The sequence below is a fragment of the Nitrososphaera sp. genome (genome assembly GCF_050748925.1).
Lineage (GTDB): Archaea > Thermoproteota > Nitrososphaeria > Nitrososphaerales > Nitrososphaeraceae > Nitrososphaera.
Window position 1 is genome coordinate 1 of record NZ_JBOGQF010000057.1, and the last position, 11,518, is coordinate 11,518.

Below are 11,518 nucleotides of genomic sequence, written 5' to 3' on the forward strand. Positions count from 1 at the left end.
GAGTAGGCCTGGACTCCGAGGGGCCCGAGTGCGTCGAGTATCGGCTGCATCGGGCGCCTGCGGAGGCTCTCGTCGCCGGTCAGGACAGTGTAGCCTTTCTTTACGAGGCCCGAGATGGCAGTCATTATCCGGATCGTGGTGCCCGAGTTTTCGCAGTTTAGGACGTTCTCAGGCGGCTCAAAGCCCTGCCTCCCCTGAACCTGCACTGCCCTGCCTTCCCGCTTGCTCTCTATCTCTGCCCCAAGTGCCCTGCAGCAGGCAAGGGTGGCAAGCGTGTCGCGGGCAAGGAGCGCGTTTGTGATGGTGGACTGCCCCGGCGCAAGCGACGCTATTGCAAGCGCCCTGTGGGTATAGCTCTTGCTTGAAGGGCACCGCACGCTGCCCGCAATCCTTGACTTTTTTACCTGTATGCTGACCATTATCCAACCACCACCTCCGCCGTCGCTTTCTGGTTATTAACCTTGGACGCAAGGACCTTGCCGTTGAACTTGCCAAATGCGCTCCGGATGTCTTCAAGCTCGTCTTCGTACGCTATTGCGGCTATCGAAGGCCCGTTGCCAGAGATGCCAGCGGCAAGCGCGCCCTGCTCAAGGGCGGCAAGCACCGGCTTGTAGGTGGAGCCAAGTGCTGCAGAGGCCAGCACGCCGTTGAGCTTCATCGCCTTCCAGTACTCGCCACCCTCTGCAAGATGGTACGCGTCCATAAACAAGTCTGCAAGGCCGCCCAGCTTGCGGACGTCGCCCCGGGGGATGTTGTTTGGTAGAAATATCACGGCATAGAGGTTGTCCGGAGCTTCCTCCCTTTTTACCAGCTTGCGGGCGTAATTATCAGTCACCACGAACCCGCCATAATAGCACGCAGTCGCGTCGTCGTACGCCCCTGTTATTGTCACTTTGGCGTCAAGCGAGGCCCTCACGGCAGCGTCGAGCACCGCGACGTCGTCCACCTTTTCGCCGGCGATCCTGCTGCAGGCAAGTGCCACTGCGTTTGACACGGCGCTGGAGCTTTTCAGCCCAAAACCTATCGGGATCTCGGACCTGACGCTTATCGTCACCTGGTTCTTTTCAAGCACGCTTGCAGAAAGCGTGTTTTTTATAATGTTGTTGACCAGCCTGTCGTCGTTTTTTCCGGTGAGGAACCTGACGCCCTTGCCCTTTGACATTTCGACTTCGGCGACTACCTTGAGCGAAATACCCATCGCCGAGCCGTTGCCGGTGGCTATGGCGTTTACGATGGACACCGCGCCGTGCATAGTGGCCCGGACTTTCATGTTGGCTCTCCAAATATCCCAAGCAGGTTCTTTTTCATGGCGTCCCTGGGCGCCGGGAGGCCGGTCCATATCTCAAACGCCCTTGCGCCCTGCTCCAGCAGCATCTCATAGCCGTAGACGACATGGGCCCCAGCTGACTTGGCGTTTTCTATCAGGTCTGTGACCACCGGCCTGTACACAATGTCATAGACGATTCTGCCCTTTTTAATATTCTCGTAGCTTATCGGCGAAGGCTCGCCGCCTAGCCCGATTAAAGTCGAGTTGACTATCATGTCGGCGTCCTGCGAAATGCTTGCGGCTTTGTCAAACGCTATCGCCTCGCATTTCAGCCCCATGCCATTCCCGAGGCGGGCAAGCTCGGCGCCCCTCTTTTGGTCGCGGTTTGCAATGACGACTTTGCTGATGCCTTTTTCCTGAGCAAGCGCGGCAATTATGGCGCGCGCCGCGCCCCCTGCGCCCAGCAGCAATACCGTCATGCCGTCAAAGCTGACCTTTCTTTTGTGCAAAGGCTCGATAAAGCCATACATGTCCGTGTTGTAGCCGCGGAATATCCCCTCGATGCTGTTGACCGTGTTCACTGCGCCGGCCTGCCTTGCAGTGGCGTCCAGCTCGTCAAGGTACTTTATCACCTCCACTTTGTGCGGGATTGTGACGTTAAAGCCGGACATGTTGATTGCGCGCAGCGACTCTATCGACTCTTTCAGCTCGCCGGGAGGGACCCGAAACGCGATGTAGGTGGAATTGAGGCCAAGCGCCGAAAAGGCGGCGTTTTGCATCCCCGGCGACAGGGAATGGTGCACGGGGTCGCCTATGATGCAGTATGTCTTGGCAGGGGCCCTCTCCAATGCAACAGCCAGTTGCCCCACATCCGGTCATATAGGTTACTTTTATCTGAGTGATTGCAGCAAGTGGAGCCGGTTTTGATGGCATACATGTGTGCGCGTTTCCAGTATTTCCAGTGCATACAAAAACGCGGGTAGCTGTTAGTTCTTTTATGGCCGTCGGGTGCACATGCCTGCAAATTCGTTTTGATACTTGAAAGTTTGGTTAGCTGTTAGCAAGACAGACGTAAATCCCGTCCATGCTCGACTTTCAATTTCAAGAGCAGAAAAGAAAAGTCCTATTCTTGGAACATAATGCTTCTGATGAGGTAAACGCATTGCTCAATTATGCCTCACGATTTTTTGATAAATCGCCACAGGCTCTTCTGCCAGGTATAATCATGAAATTTTTTATCTTACTGCTAATAACCAGATACATTTTATTAAGAAATGTATTAGTGATGCTAGAATACATATTCCGGCACGACATTGCTTGTATATGCTAATACAAGCCACAAGCATACCGAATAATGGGAACGATTTTTAACCGAAATACTGCTGTTGTAGGGATTCTAAGCACAACCGCGCTTGCTTCTGTTCTGTTGTTTGTGGCTGCTATGTGGATTGTTACGCCACAAACTGCGTATGCTGCAACCGTTAATTGGGATGGAGGAGGAGACGGTTCGAGTTTTTCAGACCCGCTGAACTGGGACACTGACACTGTTCCTTCGACCTTCGACTCTATTAGAATTGACGGGGGAGCGGCGGCAAATTCTGTTGTTCACTTGGATGTCGACTTCACTGTCAGCGCAGATCTAGCGATCTCTAGCGGCGACGAGCTTGTTGTGGACCCCGGAATCGTATTAACCTTTGATGGCCCGGTTGACAACGATGGAAAGATTACGAACTTGGGGACCATTGGGAATGCTGTGTCTCTTGATAACTCTGGTACCATCAACAATTCCGGTACAATTAACAACCTCCCCGGCACTACCATTAACAACAGCGGTACCATAAACAATAACTCCGGCGGCACCATCAACAACAATCACGACATCATCAACCTTTCTGGCGCCACAATCAACAAGTGCGGAGGTACAATCAATGGGACAATTACCGGGAACCAACCGGTAAACGAGTCATGTGACACCTCACCTCCAGACACGCAAATCACTGGCGCGTTTGACGGCAAAGGCAAGCCAATTGCAACCAACGGCAAGACTACCAACACATCAGCCAAGTTCTTCTTCATAGGCTCTGACAACGTTGGAATCAGCAAATTCCAATGCAGCCTGGATGGCGGCGCATGGACAGACTGCACAAGTCCCACTGCACCGTACAGCAACCTTCAGACAAGCATAACGCACGTGTTCAAAGTCAAGGCATTTGATACCTCGGGGAATGAGGACCCGACACCTGCAACATGGACATGGAAGGTAAACCCGCCAAGACTAAAGTGAAGATAAGGTGAAAACGGGCGCGGGGCTACAATTGATTGTAGCCCTCTTGCCCTCTCTTCCAACATCTGTTTTTTCTTCTTCTTTTGCTTTATGATCTGAGCGATAGACAAATGATTACGATAGTCAATGTTAAACGTCTAAGGTGCGATATATGTTTGTCATAAGGTAACCCATAGTGTGCAGCAATAGCAGCAGCGATGGAGGCAATAATACTGGTCAAGCATCAGCATCCAAGGAAATTAAAAGTTGGCTCAAAGGAGCAAGATGTGGTTACAGACTCCAAGATAAAATCATCCTCTTCATACACATTACAAGTGCGATAATCATTGTCCTTCTCCTTGTCATACTCTTTGGAAAGAAAAGGGCGGCAAAACTCCTTTTGAGAAATGTTGAATGGCTTAACTGGATGCCAGTGGATTGCGTCATGGTAAGATTGGGAAACGGCGATAAAGGAGCACTGCTTTCTCTGCCGCTGCGAGTGGACTATACCATCCTTCTCAGTAGTACTTGGGAAGACGTTGAAAGAGCATTTGTATCCACGCTAGATCTAGAAGTGAAGCACGGGGTTGTGATTGACGTTGGAGCCAATATCGGCATCTATGCGGTTCTGCTGGCGCGCAGTCATCCAAAACTAGAGGTTATAGCAATTGAAGCTTCCCCTAAAATTTTTGACCGACTTGGCACAAACTGTAGATTGAACAACCTGTCCAATGTTACGCTGATAAATGCAGCGGTATTCAATCAAGACAACAGCACGGTAGAGCTTTACGAGAGAGACAGCATGTCTACAATATTGAAGGATTTTCTACTGGACTTTGGAATAAGCGACAAGAAAGAGAGGGGTAAGGATAAAGGCAGCAGCATCACCAAGAGAAAAATCAAGACGCGCACTTTGGACAGCATAATGGAAAGTATGGACGTGGATAAGGTCGCTCTTTTGAAGCTGGATATAGAGGGTGCAGAAATATTGGCATTAGAAGGCGCCGCTAAGGCTTTAAGCCAAAAGAAGGTGAAAAATATGCTGATTGAATACCACTCTATCCAAAACTATGATCAGCTGCTAAACACATTGAAGCAATATGGGTATGCATATTCAATTCATCAGCGCTCCCAGCTTTTTGATGACGACGAAGCACACGTTAATGGCCACGTGATGGCGACCCTGTCAAATAGCGATTCGTTGTCATGACCACAGAATCCAGGTAGCGATTGGCATCATCACTATCTCCAGAATTCGTATGTCACCAGTACTACAGCATCTTCGAAGTATTTCGGCAATCAACGTAAAACGTCAAATTTGAAGACCCTTATCTATACCCCCTACGGGCCGCGGGTCTGATCAAATTTGAACTGGCTTATTAGTAAAAACAAGCGTGAATCCCACTGCATGCACCCTTTACCAATGCGCGCGTTTCCGGTGGGAACTCGCTCCAGCCGCGCAGAGTGCAGCAGGGTTTGGGGCCTTATGCATTCAGAAATTCCCTGCCTGTTGGATATCAGTCCTCCTGCTTGTAGTTATTTCAACCCCGAAAGTCCCATTGCAAAAAGTGGACCTTCAAAGAGAAGCACTCCACTATCCATATCTAGCCCATTCCTTATTCGTTGCATACGTTTGAGGATTTCTAGCTCTGCAAGGTTTATCATAATAATTCCCCTTGTTTTGTCTGCATTTACCCACCTGTGGAACCCTGTCGGTTTTCCGGACCTGTTTTACGACGAAGGGGTGTACATGAGAAGGGCCATGCTCGTGGCTGACGGGCTGGGCCCACAGGAAGGGAACTATTACGATCATCCGCATTTTGGGCAGCTTTTCCTGGGAGGGGTGCTTGGCATTACTGGATATCCTGACGCGTTAAATCCTGACAACAGCATCCAGTCGATGCAAAACCTGTACCTTGTTCCCCGGCTCGTGATGGGCATGCTGTCGATAGTCGATACTTTTCTCATCTTCAAGATAGCCGAAAAGCGCTATGGCAAGAAAGTGGCAGTTGTCGCGTCGATACTCTTTGCAGTCATGCCGATGACCTGGCTTTTGAGGAGAATCCTGCTGGACTCGATCCTGCTCCCGTTCCTTCTCGGGTCGATACTGATGGCAGTATATGCCAAGGACTCGCGCCACGCTGGCGCGTTTGCATTGGCGTCAGGCGTCCTGCTCGGCCTTGCCATCTATACCAAGATACCGGCGTTTGTCATGATGTCACTGGTAGGGTACCTGATGTATGCAAGCATAAAGGCCAGCAAACGTAGGCGCGCACGGCTCCTGCTCTACTGGATATTGCCTGCCATCCTGATACCAATGTTCTGGCCTGCCCAGAGCATACTTGCCGGCCAGTTCGATTCGTGGAAAGAGGACGTGCTTTGGCAGACCCAGCGGGAAAGCGGAGGGCTGAATTCCCTTGCGCGATACTTTATCCAGTTCGACCCGGTCCTGATGATCCTGGGCATTGCAGGCATTGGATATTCAATATGGCGAAGAGATTTGCTCGTCGCGCTCTGGGCGCTGCCGTTCGTGTTTTTCCTTTCAGTCATTGGGTACGTCCAGTATTTTCACTGGATCCCAATCCTTCCAGCAATAGCTATAGCAGGGGCGAGGCTGATCGTAGAGCTGCCTTCAAGAATCTCGCATAGCGTGACGCAGAATGCAATAATCTTTGGCGTTGCCGGGGGAATAGCGATTTTTGGAATCGTATCGACCACGCTTTTGATAACTGCCAACGTATCGTCCGCCCAGTTTGAAGCGCTATCGTTTACTGCAAACTATCTGGACAAAGATGAGCAAGATGCCATGACCACGACATTGGCCAGCCCTGTCTACTCTTGGGTATTGAATTATGCCCTGAGATATGACAATGTGTTTATGGATTACCGCCATGCCCTGTTCCACCCAATCAGGACCGACCACGTCCTCATGATGTTTGACAGACACCTACAGAATGACCCAGGCATGGAAGGAAGGCTCGGAAAAATTTACAATAACACTGAAACCATCAAGATCTTTAACGAGACGGTTTCTGGCTATGGCCAAGATTATCCGTACTCTAGCATGCGCGTCAATCTAGAGGGCAGCTTTATAGACACAAGATCTAGTCGATAGGGTGCAAGTCCCGCCCGCATTCTTAACGCGCGGTTTTGGTAGAACAGAAAAATAAAAAGAAAAGGTCAGACGGGCACAAAGTTGTAGCTTGTGTCCAGCCCGCTTCCGCGCCGGTTGACCTTGATGTTCGTGTAGCCTGCCTTCAAAAGCTCGTTGAGGTTCAGCGCCCACGACAGCGAAAGGCTGAGTATTTTTTCCTGCCCGTCGTTGACGTTAAGCACCGTGTACTGCACCGCCTTTGACTTGCGGTTCTCTATCTCGCGGTCCACTAGCTGGATCTTGTTTGCGTCGAATTTCAGCACCATTGTCTGGCCTGGCTGTATTTTCAGGTATTTGGACTGCGCCTGCGCTGCTTGCTCGATCTGTTCGAATATCTGGTTTGGGGTTGATGTTGACATCAGTAATTGGACTCAAAACCGAGCTATATGCTTTGCGGCTTGACCATCCCGTACAGCCTCTTGATCTGCGCGACCGTCAGCTGGCCCGGCGCCACGGCGTTCTCCACCGCGGCATAGGCATAGGGAGCGCCATACATCGCCGACAATACCCGGGTCATTACACCCGCCTCGCCCATTGCAAATATTATCGGGTGCAGGCCGAGCGCGCTTTCGTACAGCTCCATCAGCCTGAGCGAGTCGCCTACGCTTCTGGCAGTAGTGACCAGCTTTACATAGTTGCTATAGATGCGCATCTCCATCAGTATCTTGGCCAGTTCGTCGTTTGTGGGCGTGCCTGCAAAGTCGTGCCACGAGACCAGCGTCGGGATGCTCGCTAGTTCGAGATAGTCGGCGAGGTTGTCGTTTGCCTGCAGAGTCGACAATTCAATGTCGACAAGCATCGGCCGCATTTCTGCCAGCTTTCTCAATAACTTTATGCGCTCCTCTTCCGTGCCGGCAAACTTGCCTCCTTGGTCCTTTGGGCGCAGTGTAAAGATCGCCCTGCCCTTGTCTATTGCTAGGGCGCCTGCCATCACCTGCTCTGGCGGCAAAAAATCGAGCCGCGCCTCTATAAAATCGGCGCCAAGCGCAAAAGCCTTTTCAGCTTGCGCTTTCAGCTCGTCAACACTTGCCGCCGCTATCGAAGCGCAGATCTTTGCCAATGGCAGCCATTGCCGCAAGGGTACTTATTTAGCTCACGCCTGCAGGCGGTGAGCTGTTACTGCTGTGGTCTACCTTCATGTGCGCTTCGAGCAAGCTGGTGCTGGCAAACGTCCTTCCGCAGATGTTGCACCGGACCTCTGCGGGCTTTTTTGGTGACGATGTCGCGGCCGCCATGTAATAATATCATGGTTCCGAATATTAAAGACAGCAGCAATACGGTTAATATTTCCCATCCGCAGCCTCCACCGTAAATGTCTGCCATAGATGACCACGTTCCCAGGCTGCAGGCGCTAGGGTTTGACGGCGCATCGATAGAGCAGTTTGCCAGGTTGTGGAAGCCCTTGCAGGACGACGGCTACGAGATGCACGCGATGTACAGGGGCGCCAGCGGCTCGGCCCTTGAGGAAAGGGCCGCATGCGTCATCTGCTCGAAAAACTCGTTCCCCCTGAGGTGGGAAAAAGTCTTAACGCCGAGCCAGGACAGCGCCGCCATCTATACCGTGTGCGGCAAGTGCGACTCTGAATACGTGGACACTGCGATAAGGCAAAAAGCGCTAGGGCGGTTGCTCAAAGAGCGCAACACGCGGCCAACCTAGCGCTTGTAATGCGACTGGACCTTTTTCCAGGTCGCTATCAGCGCTTCCTGCCGTATGTGGAGGGGCTCGTTTTCCAGCCGCGACCGGGCAAGGTCGATGTACTCCTTTACCATGTCGATGCCCAGGTATTTCCTGCCCGTGCCGTGGGCCACCTTTGTCGTCTGCCCGCTTCCGTTGAACGGGTCGAGCACCACGTCGCCTCTGTACGAATAGACCTGCATCAGCCGGTGCGGGATCTCCTCGGGGTACGGGCACGGGTGGTTGATGTAGCCGGGCGGGACGGGAGCTATGTGCCAGACAGAGTTGGCTATCTCCTTTGTCCATTCCTCGTGCGTGGCCGGCAGCTCGTCCGAGCGCCTTCTGCCGCTTGCGACGTCGCCCTTGCGCAGGACGAGTATGAACTCGTGCATGACGTTTGCGCGATAGTATTTTGGATATGGATTAAGCACGAACGAGCCGTAGCGGTTGGTGCCGCCGGTCACCTTGTGCCAGATTATCTCCTCGTGGAGCTGCCACTTGCCAAACGGCTGGACGAGCCTTGACAGCAGCATGTGGGGCAGCGGCAGTATCGTACCGTTGACCACTTCGTTGGCAATGACGATGCAGCAGTACCCGCCTTCCTTTGTCACGCGGTAGACGTGCTCGCCGAATATCTCGACCATCTCGTTCAGGTATTCGTTGGTGCCGACGCCGGCGTTCCCGCGGTAATATCCGCCATTGCCTGACGCGTGCATTTCGTAGTTGATGGCGTTGCGGTAAGGCGGCGACGTGATTGTAAGCTGAACCGAGTTCTCGGGAAGTTTCTGGAGGACTTCCTTGCAGTTGCCAAGGAGTATCTGGTCTGTCAGCTGTTCTTCCTGAGCAAGCATGGCGGTGCTCGCCTTGTTTCTCCATATCCCGCATACTCTAGAGTAATTCACCATGTGCTAAAAAGATGCTACGCGTTCAGCTCGCTTTTTTGAGCTAAAATGGGGTGCGTTTGATTCTGCAAAACAGGACAGCAGATCCTGAATACTTTATCACCAGTCTTTATATCATAGAAATTTCCCTAATGGATATTGACGGGCCCGCCAGAGCGGATTGTCGAAAAGACGCCGGGAAGGATTGGAGAGGGCGCGCCTTTTGAAAGGACGGAGGCGATAACCGACCCGGAGAGGACCTTTGCCGTTTCTGCGCAGATGGCGCAAAACGCCCGCAAGGGCGTAGATGTCATCATAGAGGCAGGCATGCCGAGAGTCGTGATGGACGCCGAGCCTTACGTAAAGTTGATTGCCGACATGGCGGCCAGGGGCTTGAAGCTAAGATGCATCACCGAGATCACCAGAGAAAACATTGACGCGTGCAGGCAGTACGGCAGGTACTTTGAGGTGCGCCACCTGGACGGCGTCAGGGCCAATTTTTCCGTGAGCGAGACCGAGTACATCGGCACGTCGTCAGACTCTGAAAATAACCTTTCTCACACCGTGTACAGCAACGCAAGGGGCCTGGTCAGGCAAAACCAGTACCTCTTTGAGACTCTGTGGAGCAGGGCGACTCGCGCAAAAGAGAGGTACAGGGAAATCGAAGAAGGCGCCGTGCGCAATGAGACAAGAATTGTCGACGGGCCCGAAGACGCGCTGCGAGAGATGAGGCGCATGCTGGGCAGCTCGCGCAAAATGTCGATTTGCGCCACGCCCGGCGGCATCCAGTTTGCGTACGAAAACTTTTTTGACGTCTTGCAAGAGCTGGCGAGCAGGCAGAGAGTGGGACAGCACGAGGAGACAAGGTACGTCACCTTTGTGGACGGCGGGAACGCGGAGTTGGTCCGCAAGTTTCTCGACGCAGGCATCCAGGTAAGGCACGTTGCAGGCGACTCGGCGATGAGTTTTGGAGTTTCCGACAAAGAGGTAGGCTCCACAATCAGCACGCCGGTCCTGGAAGGAAAGATGCACAGCCTGCTTGTCAGCAACGAGCCGCTTTACCGTGAGCACTATGAGCAGGTGTTTGAAGAGATGTGGAACAACGGCGTCGACGCCGAGGCAAGGATAAGGGACATCCAGTCAGGCGCGCTGTCAGTGACTGATGTAATACTCAATCCCGGCAAGACCCGAATCCTGTACAAAAAGATGGTCTCAAAGGCAGGGAGCGAGGTCCTGCTGATGATCCCGACGGCCAGCGCGTTTGAAAGGGCAAAAAAGATAGGAGTCATCGAAGCTCTTGAACAGGTGTCGGCAAACGGCGTCAGGGTGCGGATACTGGGCGTTGAAGACGGGATGCAGGTGCGCGACATTGCCCGGCTGGAATCCTATGGAATCGAGATCCGCCAGCTTGCCAGGCAGCAGCCTGGAAACGTCCCCAACATCACCATGGCCGTCATAGATGGCAGGGAGTCTCTCGTGATAGAGCTAAAGGACGACGGCGGCAGGGAATTTGAAGAGGCCGCAGGGCCGGCGGTGATGTCCGTCCGCGGCTCCATAGTCGTTTCGCACGCCAGGATATTTGAAAGCCTCTGGCGCGAGGCCGAGCTCATAGCCCGGCTGCAAGAGACTGACAGGTTGCAGAGGGAGTTTGTCAACGTCGCCGCGCACGAGCTAAAGACGCCCATCCAGCCGATACTGGTCACGGCATACCTCCTCGGCGCCGACGAGCCGGAAGGGGCGGACGAGGAAGAAGAGATCGCGGTAAAGCGAAAGTACCTGGCAATAATATTCCGCAACGCAAAGAGGCTACAGCAGCTGTCTTCAAACATCCTGGAAGTGGCCAGGCTTGAGAGCCGGTCTTTTCGGCTGAACAGGCAGAGGATCAACATCCGAGACGTCATACAGGAGGAGCTGCGCAGCGCCCGGAGCAAGAACGGTGCGGTGCAATGGCTGTACGAGCCGGGAGACTTTTTTGTCGAAGCAGACGAGGGGCGCCTCGCCGAGGTTCTGGCAAACCTGCTGAGCAACGCGGCCCGGTTCACCGAAAGAGGGGCGATTTCGGTGACCGTTGGCAGGCAGGGCAGCGAGATTATAGTCAGAGTCGCCGACACGGGCACCGGGATACACCCCGAAATAATGCCAAGGCTCTTTCAGAAATTTGCTTCAAAATCTGACGCAAACACGGGCACAGGCCTTGGCCTGTTCATCTCTAAAAGCATCATCGAAGCCCACGGGGGCAGGATTTGGGCGGAGAACAGCAGGAACGGCGGGGCGGCGT

The 11,518-nt window shown here is 53.1% G+C and carries 12 protein-coding genes; 5 read left to right on the forward strand and 7 right to left on the reverse strand.

Annotation, left to right across the window (positions count from 1 at the left end; translation table 11 throughout):
- The 3 genes from ACREAY_RS06290 to aroE all read right to left on the reverse strand — a co-directional run.
- The coding region (locus ACREAY_RS06290; protein WP_431754911.1) for a 3-phosphoshikimate 1-carboxyvinyltransferase at positions 1-419 on the reverse strand (419 nt) is incomplete at its 3' end.
- Positions 419-1,270, reverse strand: coding sequence for a shikimate kinase (locus tag ACREAY_RS06295; RefSeq protein ID WP_431754912.1), 852 nt, complete (start codon positions 1,268-1,270; stop codon positions 419-421). The genes ACREAY_RS06295 and ACREAY_RS06290, both read right to left, overlap by 1 nt.
- Positions 1,267-2,115, reverse strand: a complete 849-nt coding sequence (gene aroE / locus ACREAY_RS06300) for a shikimate dehydrogenase (RefSeq protein WP_431754913.1) — start codon at positions 2,113-2,115, stop codon at positions 1,267-1,269. Before aroE ends, ACREAY_RS06295 begins: the two co-directional genes overlap by 4 nt.
- Positions 2,116-2,621: 506 nt before the next feature.
- Here aroE and ACREAY_RS06305 point away from each other — a divergent pair.
- The 3 genes from ACREAY_RS06305 (at position 2,622) to ACREAY_RS06315 (ending at position 6,645) form a co-directional block, all read left to right on the forward strand.
- Entirely contained in the window at positions 2,622-3,551 is a 930-nt protein-coding gene (locus ACREAY_RS06305) for a hypothetical protein (RefSeq protein WP_431754914.1), read from the forward strand.
- 175 nt (positions 3,552-3,726) lie between these two features.
- Positions 3,727-4,740 (forward strand): FkbM family methyltransferase, encoded by a 1,014-nt coding sequence (locus ACREAY_RS06310; protein WP_431754915.1) that lies wholly within the window; start codon positions 3,727-3,729, stop codon positions 4,738-4,740.
- Between the two features lie 471 nt (positions 4,741-5,211).
- Positions 5,212-6,645, forward strand: coding sequence for an ArnT family glycosyltransferase (locus tag ACREAY_RS06315; protein WP_431754916.1), 1,434 nt, complete (start codon positions 5,212-5,214; stop codon positions 6,643-6,645).
- 65 nt (positions 6,646-6,710) lie between these two features.
- Here the strand turns inward: ACREAY_RS06315 and ACREAY_RS06320 are convergent, their stop codons facing one another.
- From ACREAY_RS06320 to ACREAY_RS06330, 3 genes are read right to left on the reverse strand one after another with little or no spacing between them, the layout of a single operon-like run.
- On the reverse strand, positions 6,711-7,043 hold the full coding sequence (locus tag ACREAY_RS06320; protein WP_431754917.1) for a hypothetical protein: 333 nt from the start codon (positions 7,041-7,043) through the stop codon (positions 6,711-6,713).
- A 23-nt stretch (positions 7,044-7,066) separates the two neighbouring features.
- Positions 7,067-7,744, reverse strand: coding sequence for a type I 3-dehydroquinate dehydratase (gene aroD, locus ACREAY_RS06325; RefSeq protein ID WP_431754918.1), 678 nt, complete (start codon positions 7,742-7,744; stop codon positions 7,067-7,069).
- Between the two features lie 28 nt (positions 7,745-7,772).
- Positions 7,773-7,919, reverse strand: a complete 147-nt coding sequence (locus ACREAY_RS06330) for a C2H2-type zinc finger protein (RefSeq protein WP_431754919.1) — start codon at positions 7,917-7,919, stop codon at positions 7,773-7,775.
- Between the two features lie 77 nt (positions 7,920-7,996).
- Here ACREAY_RS06330 and ACREAY_RS06335 point away from each other — a divergent pair, with 77 nt between their 5' ends.
- Positions 7,997-8,341, forward strand: coding sequence for a hypothetical protein (locus ACREAY_RS06335; RefSeq protein ID WP_431754920.1), 345 nt, complete (start codon positions 7,997-7,999; stop codon positions 8,339-8,341).
- Here the strand turns inward: ACREAY_RS06335 and ACREAY_RS06340 are convergent.
- Positions 8,338-9,210 (reverse strand): DNA-methyltransferase, encoded by an 873-nt coding sequence (locus ACREAY_RS06340; RefSeq protein WP_431754921.1) that lies wholly within the window; start codon positions 9,208-9,210, stop codon positions 8,338-8,340. The genes ACREAY_RS06335 and ACREAY_RS06340 overlap by 4 nt on opposite strands.
- A 189-nt stretch (positions 9,211-9,399) precedes the next feature.
- On the opposite strand from ACREAY_RS06340, the gene ACREAY_RS06345 reads away from it, so the two are divergent.
- Positions 9,400-11,518: ATP-binding protein (locus ACREAY_RS06345; RefSeq protein ID WP_431754922.1), on the forward strand; the 2,119-nt coding region annotated here is incomplete at its 3' end.